The sequence below is a fragment of the Coprobacter fastidiosus genome (assembly GCF_982245605.1).
In genome coordinates this window covers 15,567-38,455 of sequence record NZ_CEVCIF010000015.1, presented here as the reverse complement: position 1 = coordinate 38,455, position 22,889 = coordinate 15,567, and the positions used below count along the sequence as shown (strand labels likewise).

Below are 22,889 nucleotides of genomic sequence, written 5' to 3'. Positions count from 1 at the left end.
GTAAGAATTGCCACCAATATGTATTTACTAAAATCGTATTCATCTTTACATTTCACTCTGTTTGTTGAGTGCAAATGTATAGAATGAATTTGAAAAAACAAATATTCGAGGAAAAATTTTAAATAATTTGTTTTTTCGAAATAAAGACTGTACTTTTTCACCCAATCTGTAAGCCAAATACATCTTTATGAAAAAAATAGTCATAGCATCCGACTCTTTCAAAGGTTCGGTATCTTCTGCCGACGTTGCCCAAAGCGCAAGAGAGGGAATACTCCGTGTATTTCCGGAATGTGAAGTTATCTGCCTAACCGTTTCTGACGGTGGAGAGGGATTGTACGAAACATTACTGCAACAATTAAAAGGGAAACAAATAATATGTTCCGCACATAATTCCCAAATGGAAACGATCAATGCCGGCTACATCTTATCAGAAGATGGGAAAACAGCCGTTATAGAAACAGCAGCAGCCAACGGTCTAGCACTGATACCTAAAGAAAAACGTAACCCGATGGAGGCAACGACATTCGGGACAGGAGAACTGATCAAAAATGCTATCCGGCGAGGATGTCGGAATATCCTACTCGGCATAGGCGGAAGTGCGACTAATGATGCCGGCACAGGAATGTTGCAAGCTCTCGGAATCCGGTTCAGAGATGAAAACGGCACAATCTTAGGATATGGAGGAAAAATATTAACCCGGATCGCCTCCATCGATGAGTCTGGAGTATTACCGGAACTGAAAGATTGCCGGTTCACAATAATATGCGATGTAAACAGTCCGCTTTTCGGTCCTAACGGTGCGGCCTATGTATATGCTCCTCAAAAAGGAGCCGACCGTGAACAAGTACGTTTTCTTGACAAAGGGCTAAGAAATTTCTCCCATATAATCGAACAAGAGAAAGGCATAAATATCAGTAAAGTTTCGGGGGCAGGAGCTGCAGGAGGAATGGGAGCAGCATGTCTTGCATTTTTTCACGCCCAGTTAAAACCGGGAATAGAAACGGTACTCGAAATAATCGGTTTTGACAAACTCATTGTCGAAGCAGATTTGATCATTACCGGAGAAGGAAAGCTCGACCGACAAACCATTATGGGAAAAACAGCTTCGGGCATTCTCGCTGTCGCCCGAAAACACCACATTCCCGTCATCGCTTTAGGCGGCTGTGTAGAAAATACGAAAGAACTCATAGATGCCGGATTTCTTGCGGCATTCTCTATACTCCCATATCCCGTCACTTTGGAACAAGCCATGCAGAAAGACTTTACTCTTTGCAATATTGCCAATACAACAGAACAGGTAATGCGAATTATTAAAAATCAAGCTCAATAAAACCAATTATATACCCCATAAAATAGAATGGCTATATATATTATTGTACAAAAAAAGAAAGTATTCTTGCAATGAGAACACTTTCTTTTCTGTTATAATATTTTTTTTATTTTATTCGTTAATCAACAACCAAGCGTCCGAGAACCGATTCGGATACTTCGCTTTCACACTTTCACGCAACTCGGTAGCAGAAGGTCTGTCATCGAAACTGCCGACTATAACACGATACATACCTTTTGCATTCTGTGCTAAAAAAGCATTATATCCGTCTGCGACTAAAGACTCCTGCAAATTAGAGGCATTGGTTTTGATAGTAAAACTTCCGACAACGACATTGAACATTTTCAGTTTAGAAGCATCTCCGGCATTTACCGTTGTAATTTTCTCTGTACTTACCCTTACCGGAGAAGAACTTGTATCTGAAGATGAGGCCGGCTTGGTCACGACAGGTTCCGGAGCTAAAGTCTGCTCTGCAACAGGCTTTTCCTGCGCTTTTTCGTATGCCGCTTTATATGAACTTTCTTTAGCTTTACAAGAAACAAAGCCTATGGCTACAGCTACGGCCACAACTAACACCCAGTTTTTTTTCATATCTTTTTTATTTATATGTTACTTAATACCTTTTCTTTGAACGGTTTGCCTTATATTGAAAGGCAAATGTACAAAATAAATCAGAGATATATACAGCTTTATAAAAAAACTGTACATTTTATCGAGCAATAAATTTTTCCCAATTATATTAAACATAGTAAGAGCATCGGACTACTCAACTTATAATAATTAATAACCGGATTTCATGAATCTTAAGAACTTGTACAAATTTTGTACGGACATTTTTCGAGAACTATTTTTGAAGTATTTTTCTGTTCTGACGAAGAAGATAACGAGCTACGTGATGTGTAAAATAGGAAAACAGTTTCAAAAATCAGAATATATAATTTTATCGGAAAATTCAAACCGGCTTTAAGATGTTATTTCTTTTGCTTTCCTTGATCTCTATGCTGCAACATAGCTTTTGCAAAAGAATTTTCAGCACGACGGTACAGAAAAAGCTTTCTCGGGGAGAGAATTCCTCTGAAACGAATAAAATACTCACGTTCTATCTGAGCTTCTTTAAGCGGCAATAGAGAGAGAGCTTCTGCTGATGCTGCATATTCTTTTTCCGAAACAGGAGTTTTCGAATGTGCAATACGCCTCGCCTCGCTGCGCACTTGGCGATTCAACCGATATTTTTTCAACTGCATTTCATCATACAACGGAAAAAAATGTGCAGCCTCCTTATCTGTAAGACCGATTTGCTTTTTCAGATACTCTTTTTTATAAGTTTGAAAACTCTTGTAACGATCTTCCGGAGAAGTGCCTTGCGCTTTGCATACAGGCAAAATCAAAACGAAAAATAAAAATGCAGTAATTATTCTTTTCATCTCTTTATATACAATAAGTATCAGATCTCTTATTCTCCTAACGCCAAATACTCATATACCGAATATTCATCTACATTACTGTAAAATAAATAGTCTTCTACATTCTCATTTGTTATTGAAACTTCCGTTTCCGCCACAACAGAGGAAGATCTTTTTTCCGGAACGAACAAACGCACCATCAAAGCTATTCCGGCAAACATTGCCGCCATATATAACCAAGGTCTGACACGTTGCCATACAATCGGCTTTTCAGGTTCGACAACCTCAAAATTGTCCAATTGACTTACCATTCGAGACGTAAAACTTTCAAAATACCCATCGGGAACTCTCATGCCTGTATCACGCCCCACCTGCTTTAATATGTCTTTATCTTTTTCCATAATATCTTTGCCTTTTAGACTATAATCGGACAATAAGGTTTAATCATCTGATGTTAAATATTCTTCGATTTTACGAACCGCATGATGATACGAAGCTTTCAATGCTCCTACCGATGTTCCCAAAATGTGAGACATCTCTTCGTATTTCATATCATCAAAATAACGCATATTAAAAACAAGACGTTGTTTTTCGGGAAGTTTCAATATGGCTTCCTGCAAACGTTTTTGTAATCTATTCCCGTCAAACCATTCATCCGCCTCCAGTTTATCAAGCAAGAACAAGTTTTCTCCTTCTAACGGGACATGATTCTGTTGACGTTGCTTATTTAAAAATGTAATCGTCTCATTGACTGCAATGCGATACAACCAAGTAGATAAACGGGCTTCGGCTCGAAAATAAGCAATACTGTTCCATGCTTTAAGAAAGGTATTTTGTAACAGGTCGTCAGCATCGTCATGAGAAAATACCATCTTACGTATCTGCCAATATAACGGCTCGCTATAATGAGCGACAACCTGCGCAAACGCCTCTCTGCATTTAAGAGGATCTTGCAATTGCTCTACGATAGTGTCTTCATTGTATTGTTGCATAATATATGACCGACAAATTAGCAAACAGGCGGATAAACAATTTCAACTACTATAAATATGATGAAAAACAAAAAATCTCTTCGATTCGGTAAAATTACACAAAATACAGAATTCGGCAATTTTTTATTTCTTAAAAATCACTACATATAGTGATTGCCTCCTCCACCATTATGGCTTTAATTTGTATGTTCAAAAAATAAGGTAAAAAGGATGAAAAAATTACTACTGCTTCTATTAATCGCAACCGAGGTACTTCCAGTTCTTGCCAGAATAGATAAAGAACAATCTGACCGGGATAGTACGATTTACAAGAACGTGAATCTGAACGAAATAGAGGTGATATCATCTCCCAAATCAGAAACTCGGTTCTTTGAATTTCCCGGTTCTATATCGATTATCGGAGAAAAAAAACTGGAACGACAGCATATCATGTCATTAAAAGGTCTTTCGTCAATAGCCCCTAATCTATATATTCCGGATTACGGCTCTAAGCTGATTTCATCAATATATATACGAGGGATCGGTTCACGAATCAATTCTCCGGCAGTAGGATTAAATGTCGATAATGTTCCGTATCTGGACAAAAGTTCGTTCGATTTCGATTTTATGGATATTGAAAAAATAGAGATTCTGCGTGGTCCGCAAGGTACTTTATATGGACGAAATACTATGGCAGGATTAATCAATATATACACAAAATCTCCTTTTGATTACCAAGGAACGAAGATAAAAGCCGGATACGGTAACCATAATACATGGAATGCGGCCCTCTCCCATAGTCATAAAATAAATGAATATGTAGCGTTCTCTGTCAGCGGAAAATACCGGAAAAACGATGGATATTTTAAAAATATCGCAACGGGAAAAAATTCGGGATCAACAGAAGTTGCTGGAGGACGAGCTCAAATCTATATAAAAATCAATCCCCGTCTGAAAATAAATCTTACTTCCGATTTTGAATATAACGATCAGGATGGTTATCCTTACCAAATGTTCGACAAAAAAAAAGACATCCGATATCCGATCAATTATAACGACCGCTCTTCCTATGACCGGAAATTATCGACCAGCAGTATTTTATTACAATATATACATGACCGGTACATTATGAACTCGATTACCGGATATCAGTTCCTGAAAGACAATATGCACATGGATCAGGATTTCACCCCTTTATCTGTTTTCACCTTACAACAAAAACAAAAACAGGACGCCATTACTCAGGAAATAACTTTTAAATCGACAACCGACAAAAATTTGCAATGGGTTGCCGGCGTTTTCGGATTTTATTCCCACTTACGAACCGACGGACCGGTAAATTTTAAAGAAGACGGATTAAAATACATGATCGAGGATAATGTAAATTCAATATTCGAAAACATCAACGGGCTTCCTGTTCAATTAGGTTTAAAAGTACAAAGTCCCAATTTATATATAAACGGAATATATAAAACTCCGACATTCGGGCTTGCTGTTTTTAAACAAATGACATACAACAACTTATTTATAAAAAACCTTTCCGGGACAATCGGATTGAGACTCGACTATGAACACACGAAAATAAACCACCATACATTTATCGATGAACCGTTTATATCAGACTTCAATATTATCCTTCCCCCCTCAATGGGAGGAAGAGCAATTTCGATTCCTGTATCCGTACCTTTATCTGTCGACGGAAAGGACAAAATGAATACATGGGAACTTTTACCGAAATTTGAATTAAAATACAAATTCAATTCCCGATATTTTATATATGCTTCCGTCGCTCGAGGATACCGCTCAGGAGGATACAACTTTCAAATGTTCTCTAATATCGTTCAGGAACAACTCCGAAGTAAAATGATTACAGAAATCCTCAATAAAGTCCCACAGAGGTTTAAACCGATGTTACCCGATTTAAGTCATCTGACAAACAATCAGACCGATGTCAATAATTCAATCCGTTACAAACCCGAACACAGCTGGAACTATGAAATCGGAGGCCGTGCCGATTTATGGAACAGAAGATTGGGTATCGATTTTTCTGTATTTTATATAGACTGTCGGAATCAGCAAATTTCTATCATAGATGGATTCGGACGTACGACAAAAAACTCCGGACATTCTGCCAGTAAAGGCTCTGAAGTTTCTGTCCGCCTGTCACCTGTAAATAATCTTCAACTTACGGCAGCTTACGGATATACCCATGCCACATTTATTTCAAATGAAGATGGTAACAAGGGAAATTACGTTCCGTTTGCCCCTAAACATACCTTAGCTCTTACGGGGAATTATACTATAGAAATAAAAAAAAGCTGGCTCGACTACATTTTTATCAATGCCGAATACGCAGGACGAGGAAAAACTTTTTGGACAGAATCTAATGATGTAGCACAAAATTTCTACGGATTATTAAACGGAGATTTGACATTCCAAAAAAATAATATCGATCTAAGTATATGGGGAAAAAACCTTCTGAATAAACGCTATCAGGCTTTTTATTTCGAAACGATGAATGCAGAAAACCTGAAAGAGAACAATGGATTTATGCAATTAGGACGTCCGATAACCTTCGGATTCGATGTAACATTACGATTTTAGTTCCTGCCATATATAAACAAAAAAGGAAAAGTGAACAGAACTTTTCCTTTTTTGTTATCACGTTAAAGAGTCACAGATTATCCATAACAAATATCTCCGTTCTCATTTCTATATTCGTCAAAACTTTTATTGTATTGTGTCATCGCACGCAAACTCATTCCCATACTGGAGAATCCGCCGTCATGATACAAATTTTGCATAGTCACTTTACGAGTAAGATCCGAGAACATCACGATACAATAATCGGCACATTCCTCAGCACTTGCATTTCCCAGAGGCGACATACGATTAGCAAAATCCATCAGCGACTCCATTCCTTTCACACCGCTACCGGCAGTAGTCATAGTCGGAGATTGAGAAATAGTATTGATACGTACCCCCTTTTCACGTCCATAAATATAACCAAAACTGCGAGCTATAGACTCAAGCAATGCTTTGGCATCGGCCATATCATTGTAACCGAAAAGAGTACGTTGTGCAGCAACATAGCTCAATGCCAATATAGAACCATTCTCTGCAATAGCATCCATCTTTTTAGCCACCTGTATCATCTTATGAAACGAGATAGCCGAAATATCGAGAGTTTTGTTCAGAAGATCATAATCAAGATCATCATAAGGACGTTTTTTCCGAACATTGGGCGACATACCGATCGAATGTAAAACAAAATCGATCTTTCCACCCAAAATTTCCATTGATTTGGCAAATACCATTTCGAGATCTTCAACATTGGTAGCATCTGCCGGAATAATCTCGGCATTAAGTTTCTCTCCTAATTCAGAAACTTGTCCCATACGCACTGCAACCGGAGTATTGGTCAACGTAATAACCGCACCTTCTTCAACAGCCCTCTCGGCAACTTTCCATGCGATAGACATTTCATTCAAAGCACCAAAAATGATACCTCTTTTTCCTTTCAATAAATTATTACTCATAATTTGTTCTCATTAATTGAATTTCGAAAATGCACATTTTACCTATTTTTGTGCCATTTTCGGGGAGCAAAGATACTATATTTTTTTGATCTGCCAATCATTAATATCAAAATTGCTATCTCCACATAGCAAATTAATCATTTTATAATTATAATCAGATTATCACTTTTCTGAAACATCAATAGAGGATAAAGAAAATTTCACTCTTTTTTGACGCATTTTTATCAGTAAAAAAAGGAAAATAAAAAGTTTCGATTACCTTTGTGAAATAATCATATAACATTTAACACACAATATGACCATGAGTAAACCCTATGTAGTTGGTATTGATATTGGTGGAACCAACACCGTATTCGGCATTGTAGATGCCCGCGGAACCATTATTGCAAGCGGTTCTATTAAAACAAATAAATTTAATGAAGTAGAAGATTACGTCAACGAACTTCATACTGAGCTTTTCCGTTTGTTGGAACAAAACAATGCGACGGACAAGATCATGGGAATCGGAGTAGGTGCTCCGAACGGTAACTATTTTAACGGGACAATCGAATTTGCGCCTAATCTACCTTGGAGAGGAGTTATTCCTTTAGCCCAAATGTTGACAGACCGTTTTGGCATTCCTGTCTCTTTAACAAACGACGCCAATGCGGCAGCTATCGGAGAAATGACTTACGGAGCAGCCCGTGGTCTGAAAGATTTTATCATGATCACTTTAGGTACAGGAGTAGGTAGCGGTATCGTTGTTAACGGACAATTAGTATATGGGCACGACGGATTTGCCGGAGAATTAGGACACGTAATCGTTCGTCCGAATAACGGAAGACTCTGCGGTTGCGGCCGTACGGGCTGTCTTGAAGCTTATACTTCAGCTACCGGTGTTGCACGCACGGCAAGGGAATTTCTTGAAGTTCGCAACGACCCAAGCAGTCTGCGCCAAATTCCTATCCAAGATATTACTTCTAAAGACGTATATGATGCTGCCATTACCGGAGACAAGTTGGCTTTGGAAATCTTCGATTATACAGGCAAAATATTAGGGGAAGCTTTTGCTAACTTCATTGCATTCTCAAGTCCGAAAGCAATCATATTGTTCGGAGGTTTGGCTAAAGCCGGCGATCTCATTTTGAAACCGATCAAAGAAGCTATGGATCGCAACACACTAAATATTTATAAAGGTAAAGTGAAAATCATGTTCTCCGAATTGAAAGAGAGCGATGCTGCAGTATTAGGTGCCAGCGCATTAGGCTGGGAAGCTAAATGATAATGACATTTCCAAAATAAGAAACAGGGTGTAATGTTACACCCTGTTTCTTATTTTCGCAAAACAAACAAATCCTCTGTTCTATTCAAAGCAGTCGGCATCAGCCAAATATTTCCCGTTCAAATCTTTAGCAGAAAGTAGTAATTTCTCCGCTGCCAACGGCCATTTTATACCGACTGAAGGATCATCATACATTAATGTTGCTTCCTGATCAGGCGCATATACATTATCGACTTTATAGGCAAACGTCGCAGTATCGCTCAATACCAAAAAACCGTGAGCAAATCCACGAGGGATAAACAATTGTTTATTATTTTCTTCCGATAGTTCTACCATTACATATTTTCCGAAAGTAGGAGAAGATTTTCGCAAATCGACCGCGACATCGAGTACCCGACCATTCAAAACTCTTACCAGTTTTGCTTGCGAATAGTTACCTTTTTGATAGTGTAATCCCCTCAACACTCCATACGTAGAATGAGACTGGTTATCTTGCACGAAATTTATCTCTCCGACATAACGATCAAATATTTCTTTCCGATAAGTTTCCATAAAATAACCCCGAGCATCTCCGAATTTTTGAGGCTCGATCACAAATACTCCCTGTATTTCTTGCTCCGTAAATTTCATAAATCTTCTTCTGTTTTAAAACCTGTCTAAATTTTCCAATAAAGAAATCCTGTCAGGTCATTTTTATGTTATCTTCCGAACTGTTTTCCCGTTTTCATTTATCTGGCTATTATCCCCACAAAAACTCCCCAATATCCTCAAAAGAAATTCCCAAGCCTGATTCGTGCAAAATTCAGACTGGTCTCAGTCACAAAGATAGTGATAAAAGCAAAACTATATAAAAAGCCGAAGCGAAAAAGAGAAAATGTTTGTGGGAAAGTATGCAACAATAATCAAAATATCAACTCTTTTTTCTTATAAAAAATTATAATACCTTTGTCTATTGAAAATTTTACTTTAACAAATATCTACGTATCCTCAAAATTAAATAAACAAATCTTTCAAGAACCCTTATTTTATAGAGCAAACATAATCTAATGTAATATAAACTGTGTATAAAAGAGTCTTTATGTATAAAATCATATATATAATTTTATTAATGATGATATGGAGTGCTTGCAACTCTCGTCATTCTAATATCGAAAATGCCTATATTCCTTCTGAACCGGATTATACAGACAGCAAGATGTGGTACATAAACCTCAATGATACGGATGATTCCGGTGCAGATATATTCTATATAGTTTCAACATGGGAATTTGACTGGTACACCAATGACGGACAAATATGCCACTATGCCGATCCGGTCAATATTAAAGATCACCGAGATGATATGGCTATCGAAATCTCCAAAATAGCCCAATATATGGGACAGAAAAATAACTTTTATGCTCCATATTACCGGCACATTACTCTTAACTCTTGGGCTACATGCAATGAAGACACCATCAATCGGCGCTATCATACGGTTTCATTCAACGATGTCCAAAAAGCATTTCAATATTTCATCAACACAAATAATAATAATCGCCCGTTCATCTTAGCCGGGTTCAGTCAGGGAGGAAAATCGGTTGTCGAACTCATAAAAACGATGCCCGATGATGTCAAGAAACGGATGGTTGCCGCCTATGTTCTCGGCTACAAAGTCACTCCCCAAGACACGACAGAATGTAAGAACCTCCGAGCTGCAAAAGATTCTCTCGATCTCGGTGTTACAATCTGTTATAACTCAGTTTCTGATATAAAATATATAAAGCCTGTAATAAGTGTTCCGTCCGCTATGTGCATAAATCCGGTCAACTGGAAAACCGATGCTACTCCGGCAATTCTTCATGATACTATTACCGTCACCTTATCTCCAGAACACAATGTTCTTATCCTATCCGGTTATAGCGGCAGCGAATATACCCCTATTCTCGGGATCATCAACACCGGAGACTTTCATGGCGCAGAACCGTGGCTTTACAGCGAATGCCTTGCTAAAAACATCCAACAACGTATAAAGGCCTATCGAAAACTATATCCATAAACCAAACAGAAAATCTCGGATACAATTCAGGTATTATAATGAAGAACTTTGTGAGTTAAAGTCTATCTAAATGCACTAAACGACCTTATTCAACATAATATGTAAATTGATCCATTTCCATAAATGTTGAGGGGCTGTTGTTCCTTTTTCCAAAAAACTGTTCCATTGTCGGTTTAGTTGTTCCCCGTCAATCCAGTCAGACGCAACACTTTCTCTCAGACCGTCAATAGATTCTCCTACCCAATTTTGCAGTTCATTCGATAGCCATAATCGAGAAGAACGTCCGGCTTCTCCTTTCGGTGCCAAACGAACATTTTTCGGGAGTAACCGAGAGGCTATCTGGCGAATCATCCACTTATCCTGACAAGAACGTTCTTTCATATAATGCGGTAAAGCAAAAGCATATTCAATCAAACGATGGTCTAAAAACGGTTTCCGGAGTTCGGTAGAATGCATCATACTCACCCGATCATTAAACCGAAGAATATGCGGAATACGTTCATAAAACAAATCTCTATATCTCAGATTATCTTCTTCATCCCGAAAAGGATGCGGATATTCAGGTAAATGCGCCAATTCTTTAAAATCGGACTTCAAGCAAGAACAAATTACGGATTGGTCCATATCCCCTTTTCTCGGATAACTTGCCCAAACCTCATCAAGGCCGAGTCCGTCACACAAGACAGTAGTCCCCTGACGATGAGCAGTCCTAAATAAACGAGCATAAGCCAATGATGAAAATCCGTCATAAGGTTCATCCTGTACTCGGGCGATTTTTACAGCTTCTTTCACCACTATATCAGGAGTAAGTTGTACCTGTTCCAAATGATATTCTGTATGTGAAAGCATTTCCTCTGTCCATAAAATTTCATCTGAAAATTTATCTCCGCCATAATAAGAATATACTTTAAACGGATCATGAGGAAATAACCGATGTATAAGACCTAACAAAAATGAGGAATCGATTCCTCCGGACAGATTGAATCCGACCGGAACAGCCGCATCTAAATTATAGCGGACGCTCTCCTCTGCCAATGATAAAAAACGTTCTGCTGCTTCTGTCTCCGAGTCAGGAATTTCGACAGACTGTACTGCTTTATCGAATTCATACCATTGCCGTACATCCAAAGATGAAGAATTAAAAAACAAGCAATATCCAGCCGGAAGCTGATACACTTCATCCCAAAATGTTTCATAAGGCATTCCATACGTAGAATAAACCAAATATCCAGCCCAGCGACAAGATGACATCTGTTTGCGAATACCGGCAGCAAATAGGGCTTTTATCTCAGAAGCAAAATATAAATTCCCTTTCTGTAAAGAAAAATAAAGAGGTTTTACTCCAAACCGATCTCGCGCCATAAAAAGAGTTTTTGCCGACCGATCATATATCGCAATAGCAAAAATTCCGTTAAAACGATCGAGACATGATCTCCCCCAACGATGATAAGCCTTCAAGATAACCTCTTCCTCCGTATCGGAATGAAATGTATAATAACGGCTCAATAATTTTCTCAGTTCGACATGATTATATATATTACCATCGCAAACCAGAATAAGTCCGGTATCCTCATCCATATAAGGCTGTTCCGAAACGCCTTTTATCTGTTTTACCGCCAACCGGTTATGAATCATTCCTATTTCAGAATCAACTACCCAAGATATCCATGAACCCATATTATCCGGACCTCGATGAAGCTGCACTTGCGACATCTTTTTTAGTAACGACTTCATATTAGGAACTTCTCCTACTACACCTGCAATTCCGCACATATTATTATTCTATTTTATCGATTCTCGTATCGAACCTCAATCTGACAAAACTTAAGATTGCTTTTACCTAAAATCGGGTATCAGATTTCACCCAATCTCTTCATACAAAACATTCGTCGAAGACGTTCTAAAAAACATTTTTTTTAGAAAATAGTTCAAAGCTCATATCACATCTTACCGGCTAAAATTATTTTTAAGAAAAGGTAAATTCGCTTTCCGACTTGTATTATCTACCATTTCGGAATAAATATTACCGAGACAACGTATTTTCCCCCGAAATGAATATCGGGTAAAAATATCCCCGCCAATTTTCTCATACAATGAAAAATGATGTGCTGAGTGACGTCCTGATAAACGAAACAAAGGCGAATAATACCTGAATAACCTCCCTGAAGTAATTTCCCCGGGAGAATAATCACGGGAACGCATATACTGCATATTACTACCCCGCACATTGTGAAAACACAGATCATACTCTGGATGAGTCATCAAAAAAGAGCCCTGACGCTGCAACTTGAAAATATCACTCCAGAGCTCCTCATCCCGGCATATTATACCAAGATCACCTCTCAGCCGTATAATTCGGCTTTTTTCAGGAAAATCTCCCGGAACACGTGTATAAAACCGCACCTTATCAGGATACAGAGCCTTATACTCCTGACAAATATCTCCTGTCTCATCATTCGATCCCCGATCCACGATCACGACTTCCGTATCAAAAGTAGTACACTGATTCAATATGCCATCCAGTCGAAGCCGTAAAGTATCTGCATGTTGCCGGGTAACCAAAACAACCGAAATTAAAGGCGAGTGCAATGTCAACCCCCGAAATACCAAACTTACTTCTTTTTTCATTATTCAGAGCATATTTAATTTTTTATGAAAATAATCTTGATTGTTCTGTCCAATACAAATGGCCTTCGAATTTTTCACATTTTTTAACCTGAAATAATCGACCATTCTTTCTTTTCAAACGATTCAAAATCTGAAGAATATCATTTTATTTCGAATAAAATTCTCAGCAATTTTTTATTGCCTGCTGCATACACAGCGATACAAATCTTCTATCGTATCATTATATAAAAAGTCCTTTTTATTCAATTCTACCTGATATTCTTCTTTTACCATTTCTACAAAAGATACTGCCAACAAAATATTCCATTCCCGTAATTGTTTAAATCGAGTCCCCGGTTTTATTTCCTTCGATGAAGTACGAAAGAATAAAGTAGAAACATGATTCATAAAAAGTTTCTTATCCATAAAAACAACCTCCTATATATTCTTAACAAACGGGTTGGCAAGCTTTTTTGTTCAAGTAAAAAAGATTAATTCAAGAAAAAGCATTAATCCAATAAAATAAAAAAATCCCGCTTTACTCAATTGTTATCATAAAAAATACACCCCAAAAGTTTTTTATCTAACTTTTGGAGTGCAGATCATTAACATTAAATCAATCCTATCGACAGAAAAACTTTATATGCTATGATGACGGGCAAACAGAGACAAACGTTCGTTCAACAAATCATACTGATTATCTTTGATAAAAGAAGTACAAGCCCGAATCCCTTCCTGACGACTTCCCGTTGTAATAAGAGAAATAGAACTTACACCATAATAAATTAATTCTTTCATCAATTCTCCACCTGTCATTCCGGGATAACCGATCGTAAAATAAAAACCATCAGCCAAAGGTTCTCCTAAATCAGTATCATATACCAGATGAAAACCGTGCCGAAGAAAAATATCCTTTAACCGCTTTGCTCTATGTCCATATTCCTTTACTTCTTCCAAAAATGCGAAATCCCGATCAGAAGCGGCCTTCATCATTGCGGCCATGGCATATTGCGCCGAATGGCTTACCCCAGAAGATATTGCATACAAAGCCCTATGAATAAAAACCGATCCGAATGTTCCTCCGCCATAACGATCGGTCAACCCGGGATACACACGATGATACAACTTATCGGAAATCACGACCACACCTATCCGCTGTCCTGCATAACTAAACGCTTTAGAACCCGATATCAACAATAAATAATTATCGGTATAACGAGCAACAGTAGGTTGGTAAGGCGGCTGAAAAGGAGTTCCCAATTCTTTTCGGAAATCCATTGCAAAATAAGCAAGGTCTTCTAAAACTATTACGTCATATTTATTTACCAAATCTCCTATTGTCCTCAACTCTTCATCTTTGAGACATATCCATGAAGGATTATTGGGATTGGAATAAATAACAGCAGCGATATTTCCTTTTTCCAAATAACTTTCCAATTTTTCCCGAAGCTTATCTCCTCGAAAATCATACACATCAAAAGCTTCATACTTATACCCAAGTACCACTATTTGTTGTTTTTGTACAGGGAAACCGGGATCGATAAAAAGAATCGTGTCTTTTTCCGGATTGCATTGACCTGCCACTAAAAACGATGTAAATGTACCCTGCATAGAACCGACTACCGGGACACAACCTTGCGGATCGACATCAACATCGATAAATGCTTTTACAAAACGTGCAGCTTCTTTCTTCAGACGAGGCAATCCGTCTATAACCGGATAAATCGAAGCAACTCCGTTACGTAACGCTTCAATCTCAGCTTCTACTCCGACAGCGGCAGGAGGCAATCCCGGAACTCCCATCTCCATATGAATAAATTCCTGTCCTGTTTTTTCTTCAAGACGTGATGCGATTGCGACTACCTCCCGAATAGTTGCCTTTCCGAAATCTGGAATACTCATCTCATCGATAGTCTCATTTACAATATCATAGTCAATTGGTGTATTTTTCATATTTATATATTTTTCGATATTCTCACAGATCAAACACTTTTATTTTATATCGGATAAAATTTAAAGTGCAGGAACAAATATATAAATTATTTAATAATAGACTTTCTTTTTTTCTATTTTAATAAAAAATCTACTGCTTTTTGAAATGAATTATACCGATTCAGAAGCACAATTATATTTATAGGAGCAGCCGGTAAACACAAATTTGATTATATATGTTTACCGGCTGCTCCTATGACAAGACCTTCGATCTCGTTTAAATTTTCCAATAAAAAATATCCGAAAAAGTTTAGACTGTCTCTTAATCTAATGGCAAAATTCCCTCCTCACATTGGGTCAGTTTTTCTATTCCGGAAGCTGTAACAACAAAGGTATTCTCTATTCCGACAGCTCCGACTTGAGGTATGACAAACTTAGGCTCCAATGCAAAAACCATTCCCTCCGCTAAAATGTCTTTTGAACGCGGAGCAAACACTGGAGCTTCATTTAATTCTATACCGACCCCGTGACCTATGAAACCGGCCTTTTGACGATGCCCCATAAAATTAGCTTCAAATCCCGCTTTTTTTGCAATATCAAAAGCCAGATCATATATCTCTGATGCCGCAACACCCGGTTTTGCCATCTTCTCGATTTCCGACTGTATTTCCAACGACACATCGTGCGCTTCTCTGGCTTTCTCCGGAATTTCTCCCAAAGAAAATACCCGGGACATATCACTCATATATCCGGTGAAATTACCCCCGATATCGACCATAATGGTATTCCCCGGTTTCATGATAGAACCGTTACTGCTAATAGGAAGCGAAGGGTCGAGCCCCGCTCCGCCAAGAGCAAAATCATAAGGCGAAGGCTCATCTGCATTTTCTCCAGCAAGAACACTTCCCATATATATTTCCATACTTTTTCCGAAAATACGCACCAGACCTAAAGACCCATGTAATCGAGCTAATCTTTCGAGTTCTATCGAATACTCCACATCCGACATCCCTTGTTTATAGACAGAAGGAGCTTTACGGTACATAGATGAATGATGCGCTGCAGATTCCCGAATCAATCCTATTTCATAAGGAGTTTTTATCGTCCGCACCCCTCGTATCAAAGGAGTCCCGTTTTCGATTTTTGCTTCAGAAAAAATATTCCTCAGCCGTATCGACTCATTATAAGTCAACGAGTCATTTTCAAGTAACAAAACTCGCGGCAGAGCAATGCCCAAACGACTCAATTCATCCGGAATTTGTTCCGGCTTGCGAATATAAACGACATTTTCTCTCGACAATCCCACCGGACGACGAACAAAATAAATCATCTCACCTTCCGCAGGAATGTATGTATATCCCGAAAATACTCTTCCCGATGTATAAAATAAATTTGCATTATCACTCACAAGAAAAGCATCCGCCCCACTCCTGCATATTACGGATTGTATCTTGCTCTTCCGTAATTCAATCTCGGTTGTAAAATTTTTTGCGTACATATATTCTTTACGATAAATTCATAAAATAATCGGTTAATTCAGAAAACGAATCAAATGCCAAATCAAAACGATCGGTCGATCCGAAACCATACCGGACAAAAACAAAAGGCCAACCGGCCAAACGTGCCTGCACACCGTCACCATCAGTATCGCCTATATATACAGGGCTCTTCAATTGAAATCTCTGCTGAAGCAACCGCATATTCTCTCCTTTTTGCAGATAGGTATCTCCAAATGAAATAGAACCGGATATCCACTCTTCTATTTCTGCAAATTTAGCAAAAATCTGCAATTCTCCTTTCTCGCAATTACTCAATAAAAAAAGCCGGTATATCGTTGATAACCTTTCAATTCCAATCTTTACTCCATCAAATAATCTTCCTCCTCGTACCGGCAGTTCCCGAGCCTCTATTTCATGAACCCGAGCTACAAACTTTTCTCGATCTTCAGAAGTCATTCCGGGAGTAATTACCCGCATAATTTCATCGATAGGCGTTCCCATCAGTTTCAACAACTCTTCTCTCCTCAATACGGTAGAAACACCTATTTCTTCAAAAGCCTTATTCCAACACAAAGTATAAGTATCTACGGCATCCCAAAGAGTCCCGTCCATATCCAATACAAGGGCATCCGGTTTTGTTACTATCATAACAGATCAATACATTTTTCAAGTTGCATAAATCGAGAACCTTTTACCAAGATAGTAAACCCTTTTAGCGGATCCGACTTCAGAGAATCCGTCAAGGTTTCTGTCGCAGGATAACACTCCAGTCCACCCGCTACTTTAACAAATTCCGTGCCGCAAAGAATAACCTTGTCAAATCCGGCATTTCTCAATTTGTCAACAATTTTCCGATGTTCGGCTTCACTGTCGGCTCCGAGTTCACCCATATCCCCGAGGATAACGGCCTTATGGGAAGCATCCATTGCGATAAAATTATCCAACGCAGCATTCATACTGGTAGGATTAGCATTATAAGCATCTAAAATCAGCGTATTGTTCCCCGTTTTCAGCAGTTGCGAACGCCTGTTCTGAGGCTCATACTCTTCCAAAGCTTTTTTAATAGCCATATCAGGGACTTTAAAATACGCTGCAATAGCAGAGGCAGCCAGCGCATTCGACAAATTATAATTTCCTATAAGATGCGTATTAACAGTAACCGGACTTCCCCCCTGCCTCATAAGGTCAAATGATAAATACGGAGAACAGCTCGTCAATTTCCCGGAAACAAATAATCCCGGAGTCTCCCCATACTCGCTTTTCTCGATACCTTCGCTTTTCGGCTGCAGAACAATATTCTCATGGTGCAGGAATATGTGCCCGCCTCGTTGGCGAATATAGTCATATAACTCACATTTGGTTTTTATCACCCCTTCAAATGAACCGAAACCTTGCAAATGCGCTTTCCCGACATTTGTAATAATTCCGAAATTCGGTTCGGCTATGTTCGCTAATGCTTTAATTTCTCCGGGGTGGCTTGCCCCCATTTCGATAACCGCTATTTCATGAGCTTTTGTCAGCTTCAATAAAGTAAGAGGCACTCCGATATGGTTATTCAAATTTCCTTCCGTTGCCAGAACATTATATTTCTGAGATAAGCAAGCTGCGGTCAACTCCTTGGTCGTCGTCTTACCGTTAGTTCCGGTAATAGCAATTACCGGAATATTCAACACCCTACGATGAAGCTTTGCCAGAGCTTGCAATGTCTGCAAAACGTCATTTACCCAAATAATACGCTCATCCGTTGCCAATTCAGGGTCATCTACAACAGCATAAGCACACCCTTCGGACAAAGCTCGTAAAGCAAAGTCATTTCCATTAAAATTCTCACCTTTTAATGCAAAAAAAATAGAATCACAGACGCATCTACGGCTATCCGTCGTAATAATACGATGCTCTTTAAATATCGAATATAATTCTTCTATTGTCACTTTTATACCAATTTTTTATATCGGCGAAATTACACTATTTTTTCAAAATAAGATTCTTATCCGCCAAGCTTTATACTCTCTGTCTCAACTTTTTTCATCGGTATCTTCATTGATCCCGAATGTCCGGTCTATCTTCAAAAACGGCAACACGGCAAATCCCGGTAATGTACAAATCATCACCCATATAAAGAAACGGTTATACCCTATAAGCTCTTCGATCCACCCCGCCGCCATTCCGGGAATCATCATCCCGAGAGCCATAAATGCCGTACAAATTGCATAATGAGCGGTCTTGTGTTCTCCTTCCGAGATATAGATCATGTACAACATATAAGCCGTGAAACCGAATCCATAACCGAACTGTTCAACCGCAACCGCAATATTTATCCACAACAGGCTTTCCGGTTGCATATAAGACAAATAAACATAAACCAAATTAGGTAAAGATATAGCCAAAGCCATCGGCCACAACCAGAAATGCAATCCCTTTCGGGATGCAGCTATTCCGCCCAATATTCCACCGATAGTCAAAGCAATGACTCCCACAGTTCCGTAAACCATCCCGACTTCTCCGGTCGTTAATCCCAATCCTCCGGCATCCCGGTCATCAAGCATAAAAGGAGAAGCAAGTTTCAACAATTGCGATTCTGCCAATCGATAAGTCAACATAAAAAGAATGCCGATTCCGATTTCTTTTTTTCGAAAAAAAGAGACAAAAGTCTTCCAAAACTCACGGAACACCTCCTTTACCGTACGAAAATTTCCTTGTATGTCTCCGGAGGGACGAGGAAGTACCCATCTATGATATCCGGATAAAAACAAAAACATTCCGGCCAATACAAAAAAAGTAATCGACCATGCAAACGGGATATTACCCGATAATCCCCTGAACAAAGCCTCACTTTTTCCGGTAAGCATCGCATCTGCCCGAATAACCATATAAGCAGGCTTATCTCCATTTAAATGGGTAAAAACCAGCCTTTCTCCTGCAATTAATTGAAAACTGTTATCTCCCCGCCGTAAATGAGTGTTCAACACGATTTCTCTATCCGGCTCAGGTATTTTTATCGGTTTAACAGAAATAATTCCGACATTTCCCGACACGACGGAATTTTCCGTTTTCGCATTCTCTTCGTCACCGAAATGTTTCCGTATAAAATTTCCTAAAGGACGTGAAACATAATTCTCCCACCAAGATTCTGTCACAAGTCTTTTAGCTTTATTTGGCGACATCGTAACCTCCTCTGCAGGAACAAAACCTTGCTGCCTGTTATAATTATTTACTCTCGATACCACATTCTGTACACTGTCTACCGAAATTGTACCGGGAGCTATATAAAGAGTCGAAGATGAAAGGACAAAATCTTTCTGACTCGTAATGAATCGTTCATTTTCGGGAACAGGTGAATTCATCACTTTAAATTCCACAGGAGAATATCCCGAAACGATTTCAAGCCACCCGGCAAGAATAATCAACAGACCTTGCCCCGTAATCATGGCAATGCGGTAAAAAGTGCTGCGAATGCCGACATAAAGAGATTGCTCATGAGGTGTAAGAGCAATCATATAAAATCCATCGGCAGCAATATCATGGGTGGCCGAACTGAATGCCAGCAACCAGAAAAACGCAAGCGTAACCTGCAAAAAGAACGAAGTGGGAATCGTAAATGCAATCCCGGCAAGTCCGGCACCGACCAATAACTGCATCATTATTATCCACCAGCGCCGGGTTTTTAAAATATCGACAAAAGGGCTCCACAAAGGTTTCAACACCCACGGCAGATACAACCAACTGGTGTATAAGGCAATCTCTGTATTGGATACTCCCATGCGCTTATAAAGAATCACGGCAATAGTCATTACTGCGACATAAGGTATTCCTTCTGCAAAATAAAGCGTCGGAATCCAGCACCACGGTGACCGTCTGTTTATTTTTCTCAGTGACATATCGGCTCTTATATTTTACGCCATTCCTTGCATATTCGGTTTGTTTCTTCTGAAGTTAAAGACACTTGAATAAATATATCTACAATCTCTTCTTTTGTAAATCGTTCGAAATCGGATTTACGAGGTAACGGAACGACTCCGCTCAAATCAATAGCCCCCGGACTGATCAACCGCTGTTTATCCCCTTCTTCATAATATTGAGTCGGACGATGTGTACGGCGGGGTAATATCCATAGCCTCCACACCGGAGCTTCATAAGTACACAATATATTCATCATCGGTTCTGTATCTCCATTGAGAACAGGCAATAATCGCAAGAGCAAGTCAAAGGCTTCGGCAATTCTATCCATTTGTCCCGATTCTACAAAAAACACGCTTTGAGGCCATCGTTTGAGCCTGCCTAACAAAATATTTCCGTCTCGATATACCGCCTCTCCTTGTTCACGATAAATATCGCTCCAAAGATACTCCAACGGGACAAATCCTTTGTTACCTGCCTGAAAATGCATGTGATCGGGAGCAGAAGCCCCGCAACGAGGACCGTTGTAAAAGACGATATAACGGTCGATAGCCCTGGCTAAATCCAGCATATCGTTCAAGCGGCCACAAATAGTCTGCGGTGTATGTATGACAGACGGTATAGTCAGATGTTTAGGGAAAATAGGATACGGATTGGCAAGCATGACATACTTCCCGGCAACAGTAATCCCGACTTGCTCCGCCGGTCTGTTTTCTTCACAAAGAAAACATTTCCGGTTTTGAATAGATTGCCGGTCAACAACTGCCGCTGCCGAACGTATTCGTTCCGGATTAAACTGTAATGTAACGGGAACTCCTTCCACAAAGACAATCCGAGTTTCCACCCGTTCCAGTGCCTGACAGTTTTTATCGAGTAATGCCCACACGGAGCGTTGCTCTCGGATGAGGCGATCTGCACAGTCCGAATCGATCTCAAATTTATTCATCTCTCATTCATTTTTTTCCGCACTTCCATTTCGAAACTACGCAATTTGTCTTTATACGAATTATTTGCATTTATTTTTTCTACGACAAGTGCGGCATCCGAATTACCCTCCCAACGACGACAAAGATATATCGGCTCATAGATGCGTCCTATTTTATAACTTCGCGAGAACATCAGTCCGAGAGCATAATCCTCGCCATAACTGGTATTCGGTACGGTAAACTCTCGCAGCAATTCGGTACAAAAAGCACGTGGCGCACCCAACCCGTTAATGCGTAAAGCGTTATTATGCCCATTTCCGTCTGTCCATTCCCGATGATCGATAATACCCGGCGGAATGACCTGCATATCGAAATCGGTCATAATGTAGCTGCCTACCACCATGGCGCATTGCTCACGATGAAACATGTCTATAATTCTTTGCAGCGTATGCTTGTCTTTATAAACATCGTCACTATCGAGCTGTACAGCATATTTTCCACATTGAGATGCAAATATCCCGACATTCCAACACCCGCCTATTCCGAGTGTGTCTTCTTCGGGGATAATATGAATCAGTTTTCCATCCGAACTCAGATCTTTCAAAATATCCGTTGTTCCGTCCGTCGAATGATTATCTACGACAATTACATTGAAAGGGAAATCGGTCTCCTGTCCCAATGCCGAGCGTACAGCATCCCCAATTGTTCTCACCCGGTTATATACCGGAATAACGACCGAAGCCTCCACGTCAAACTTCATTGCAGATGCATCGAACGTTCGTGTTCGTGCAGGAAGCCACGCACCGATCGTTTTCAAATAATCGGTACAAGCTCGTTCCATCTCTATCTGTACGGCACGGTTGCGCGGATCGACATAGTCAAACTGCTTTTCTCCGGATTTACGGAAATCATATTCGCCTTGAGAATATAAAAACTCAGGGATATGTACAGGCAAACTTTTTCGGGAAACCCGTAAACGCAAATCATACCATCCCGCATAACGGTATATCTCTTTCATCTGTCCGGCAGCCTCCCGAATAGAGCGATTCCGATAAAACAGAATAGTCCCGAAATCGAAATCATCTCTTATACTACCGGATAGATAATCTATTACCGGATGTTTTTCTTCCTTTCCGGCAATGTTTTTATAGTAATCGGCATAACAAAGTCCCGATCCCGTATCTTCCGCAATACGGATAAAACGGTCTATTGCACAACTCCCGAAACATACGGGACTATATCCCGAACAAAGTATCGTATAACCATCTTCAGGAATATTTTCGGCAATTTGCCGTATGGTTTCCGTAGAGTACAGATCATCGACAAACAAAGACCTGCACCCTTCGATATCCGGATCATTCCGGTCTTTTGATAACAAAAGCATTATCGATAACGGATAACGGCTCTTTTTGAGAGAAGCGACAGTCGAAGATACTTGCTCGACAGAATCAAAAGGGAGAAAACAAGATATTACAGGAGATTCCAT

General features: G+C 39.4%; 18 protein-coding genes and 2 pseudogenes. 4 read left to right on the top strand and 16 right to left on the bottom strand.

The window, feature by feature from the left end; translation table 11 throughout:
- Positions 1 to 187: 187 nt before the first annotated feature.
- A pseudogene (locus tag AC0UMU_RS05575) lies at positions 188 to 1,255 on the top strand (glycerate kinase family protein); the annotation flags it as partial.
- Between the two features lie 186 nt (positions 1,256 to 1,441).
- Here the strand turns inward: AC0UMU_RS05575 and AC0UMU_RS05570 are convergent.
- From AC0UMU_RS05570 to AC0UMU_RS05555, 4 genes are all read right to left on the bottom strand, one after another.
- Positions 1,442 to 1,921 carry an SPOR domain-containing protein gene (locus AC0UMU_RS05570; RefSeq protein ID WP_009318692.1) on the bottom strand — a complete coding sequence of 160 codons (480 nt, stop codon included), beginning with the start codon at positions 1,919 to 1,921 and terminating at the stop codon, positions 1,442 to 1,444.
- Between the two features lie 380 nt (positions 1,922 to 2,301).
- Positions 2,302 to 2,754: a hypothetical protein gene (locus AC0UMU_RS05565; RefSeq protein WP_022390329.1), complete on the bottom strand. Its 453-nt coding sequence runs from the start codon at positions 2,752 to 2,754 to the stop codon at positions 2,302 to 2,304.
- A gap of 29 nt (positions 2,755 to 2,783) precedes the next feature.
- On the bottom strand, positions 2,784 to 3,134 hold the full coding sequence (locus tag AC0UMU_RS05560) for a hypothetical protein (protein ID WP_288640122.1): 351 nt from the start codon (positions 3,132 to 3,134) through the stop codon (positions 2,784 to 2,786).
- A gap of 39 nt (positions 3,135 to 3,173) precedes the next feature.
- Entirely contained in the window at positions 3,174 to 3,725 is a 552-nt protein-coding gene (locus tag AC0UMU_RS05555) for an RNA polymerase sigma factor (protein WP_288640121.1), read from the bottom strand.
- A gap of 210 nt (positions 3,726 to 3,935) precedes the next feature.
- On the opposite strand from AC0UMU_RS05555, the gene AC0UMU_RS05550 reads away from it, so the two are divergent.
- Entirely contained in the window at positions 3,936 to 6,308 is a 2,373-nt protein-coding gene (locus tag AC0UMU_RS05550; protein WP_288640119.1) for a TonB-dependent receptor, read from the top strand.
- Positions 6,309 to 6,385: 77 nt separating this feature from the next.
- On the opposite strand, the gene AC0UMU_RS05545 is transcribed toward AC0UMU_RS05550, so the two are convergent.
- Positions 6,386 to 7,243 (bottom strand): enoyl-ACP reductase FabI, encoded by an 858-nt coding sequence (locus AC0UMU_RS05545; RefSeq protein WP_009318687.1) that lies wholly within the window; start codon positions 7,241 to 7,243, stop codon positions 6,386 to 6,388.
- A 301-nt stretch (positions 7,244 to 7,544) separates the two neighbouring features.
- Here AC0UMU_RS05545 and AC0UMU_RS05540 point away from each other — a divergent pair, with 301 nt between their 5' ends.
- Positions 7,545 to 8,504 carry an ROK family protein gene (locus AC0UMU_RS05540; protein ID WP_031258294.1) on the top strand — a complete coding sequence of 320 codons (960 nt, stop codon included), beginning with the start codon at positions 7,545 to 7,547 and terminating at the stop codon, positions 8,502 to 8,504.
- 81 nt (positions 8,505 to 8,585) lie between these two features.
- On the opposite strand, the gene rfbC is transcribed toward AC0UMU_RS05540, so the two are convergent.
- Positions 8,586 to 9,134, bottom strand: a complete 549-nt coding sequence (rfbC, locus tag AC0UMU_RS05535) for a dTDP-4-dehydrorhamnose 3,5-epimerase (protein ID WP_009318684.1) — start codon at positions 9,132 to 9,134, stop codon at positions 8,586 to 8,588.
- A 448-nt stretch (positions 9,135 to 9,582) separates the two neighbouring features.
- On the opposite strand from rfbC, the gene AC0UMU_RS05530 reads away from it, so the two are divergent.
- A complete protein-coding gene (locus AC0UMU_RS05530) occupies positions 9,583 to 10,542 on the top strand; it encodes a DUF3089 domain-containing protein (protein WP_278714414.1) in 960 nt (319 codons plus the stop codon).
- Between the two features lie 75 nt (positions 10,543 to 10,617).
- On the opposite strand, the gene asnB is transcribed toward AC0UMU_RS05530, so the two are convergent.
- From asnB to AC0UMU_RS05480, 10 genes and pseudogenes are all read right to left on the bottom strand, one after another.
- Entirely contained in the window at positions 10,618 to 12,315 is a 1,698-nt protein-coding gene (gene asnB, locus AC0UMU_RS05525) for an asparagine synthase (glutamine-hydrolyzing) (RefSeq protein ID WP_278714412.1), read from the bottom strand.
- A gap of 174 nt (positions 12,316 to 12,489) precedes the next feature.
- Complete coding sequence (locus tag AC0UMU_RS05520; protein WP_278714410.1) at positions 12,490 to 13,170, bottom strand: glycosyltransferase family 2 protein; 681 nt, start codon at positions 13,168 to 13,170, stop codon at positions 12,490 to 12,492.
- Between the two features lie 174 nt (positions 13,171 to 13,344).
- Positions 13,345 to 13,575 carry an acyl carrier protein gene (locus tag AC0UMU_RS05515; protein WP_278714408.1) on the bottom strand — a complete coding sequence of 77 codons (231 nt, stop codon included), beginning with the start codon at positions 13,573 to 13,575 and terminating at the stop codon, positions 13,345 to 13,347.
- A 213-nt stretch (positions 13,576 to 13,788) separates the two neighbouring features.
- Complete coding sequence (locus AC0UMU_RS05510; RefSeq protein WP_278714406.1) at positions 13,789 to 15,102, bottom strand: pyridoxal phosphate-dependent aminotransferase; 1,314 nt, start codon at positions 15,100 to 15,102, stop codon at positions 13,789 to 13,791.
- Positions 15,103 to 15,403: 301 nt separating this feature from the next.
- Entirely contained in the window at positions 15,404 to 16,579 is a 1,176-nt protein-coding gene (locus AC0UMU_RS05505) for a M24 family metallopeptidase (RefSeq protein WP_278714404.1), read from the bottom strand.
- 7 nt (positions 16,580 to 16,586) lie between these two features.
- Positions 16,587 to 17,228 carry an HAD family hydrolase gene (locus AC0UMU_RS05500; protein WP_278714402.1) on the bottom strand — a complete coding sequence of 214 codons (642 nt, stop codon included), beginning with the start codon at positions 17,226 to 17,228 and terminating at the stop codon, positions 16,587 to 16,589.
- Positions 17,225 to 18,511, bottom strand: coding sequence for a UDP-N-acetylmuramoyl-tripeptide--D-alanyl-D-alanine ligase (locus AC0UMU_RS05495; RefSeq protein ID WP_278714400.1), 1,287 nt, complete (start codon positions 18,509 to 18,511; stop codon positions 17,225 to 17,227). Before AC0UMU_RS05495 ends, AC0UMU_RS05500 begins: the two co-directional genes overlap by 4 nt.
- Before the next feature lie 1,413 nt (positions 18,512 to 19,924).
- Positions 19,925 to 20,458 (bottom strand): annotated as a pseudogene (locus AC0UMU_RS05490) (MFS transporter); the annotation flags it as partial.
- 8 nt (positions 20,459 to 20,466) lie between these two features.
- A complete protein-coding gene (locus AC0UMU_RS05485; protein WP_278714398.1) occupies positions 20,467 to 21,423 on the bottom strand; it encodes a DUF4922 domain-containing protein in 957 nt (318 codons plus the stop codon).
- Positions 21,420 to 22,889, bottom strand: a complete 1,470-nt coding sequence (locus tag AC0UMU_RS05480; protein WP_278714396.1) for a glycosyltransferase family 2 protein — start codon at positions 22,887 to 22,889, stop codon at positions 21,420 to 21,422. The genes AC0UMU_RS05485 and AC0UMU_RS05480 overlap by 4 nt, the downstream gene beginning before the upstream one ends.

Bases quoted from the DNA above. Each gene is read 5' to 3' on its own strand.
- AC0UMU_RS05565 (WP_022390329.1), bottom strand. From the start codon at position 2,754: ATGAAAAGAATAATTACTGCATTTTTATTTTTCGTTTTGATTTTGCCT.
- AC0UMU_RS05545 (WP_009318687.1), bottom strand. From the start codon at position 7,243: ATGAGTAATAATTTATTGAAAGGAAAAAGAGGTATCATTTTTGGTGCT.
- AC0UMU_RS05530 (WP_278714414.1), top strand. From the start codon at position 9,583: ATGTATAAAATCATATATATAATTTTATTAATGATGATATGGAGTGCT.
- AC0UMU_RS05500 (WP_278714402.1), bottom strand. From the start codon at position 17,228: ATGATAGTAACAAAACCGGATGCCCTTGTATTGGATATGGACGGGACT.
- rfbC (WP_009318684.1), bottom strand. From the start codon at position 9,134: ATGAAATTTACGGAGCAAGAAATACAGGGAGTATTTGTGATCGAGCCT.
- AC0UMU_RS05570 (WP_009318692.1), bottom strand. From the start codon at position 1,921: ATGAAAAAAAACTGGGTGTTAGTTGTGGCCGTAGCTGTAGCCATAGGC.
- AC0UMU_RS05515 (WP_278714408.1), bottom strand. From the start codon at position 13,575: ATGGATAAGAAACTTTTTATGAATCATGTTTCTACTTTATTCTTTCGT.
- AC0UMU_RS05520 (WP_278714410.1), bottom strand. From the start codon at position 13,170: ATGAAAAAAGAAGTAAGTTTGGTATTTCGGGGGTTGACATTGCACTCG.
- AC0UMU_RS05540 (WP_031258294.1), top strand. From the start codon at position 7,545: ATGAGTAAACCCTATGTAGTTGGTATTGATATTGGTGGAACCAACACC.
- AC0UMU_RS05560 (WP_288640122.1), bottom strand. From the start codon at position 3,134: ATGGAAAAAGATAAAGACATATTAAAGCAGGTGGGGCGTGATACAGGC.
- AC0UMU_RS05550 (WP_288640119.1), top strand. From the start codon at position 3,936: ATGAAAAAATTACTACTGCTTCTATTAATCGCAACCGAGGTACTTCCA.
- asnB (WP_278714412.1), bottom strand. From the start codon at position 12,315: ATGTGCGGAATTGCAGGTGTAGTAGGAGAAGTTCCTAATATGAAGTCG.
- AC0UMU_RS05480 (WP_278714396.1), bottom strand. From the start codon at position 22,889: ATGGAATCTCCTGTAATATCTTGTTTTCTCCCTTTTGATTCTGTCGAG.
- AC0UMU_RS05485 (WP_278714398.1), bottom strand. From the start codon at position 21,423: ATGAATAAATTTGAGATCGATTCGGACTGTGCAGATCGCCTCATCCGA.
- AC0UMU_RS05510 (WP_278714406.1), bottom strand. From the start codon at position 15,102: ATGAAAAATACACCAATTGACTATGATATTGTAAATGAGACTATCGAT.
- AC0UMU_RS05555 (WP_288640121.1), bottom strand. From the start codon at position 3,725: ATGCAACAATACAATGAAGACACTATCGTAGAGCAATTGCAAGATCCT.
- AC0UMU_RS05505 (WP_278714404.1), bottom strand. From the start codon at position 16,579: ATGTACGCAAAAAATTTTACAACCGAGATTGAATTACGGAAGAGCAAG.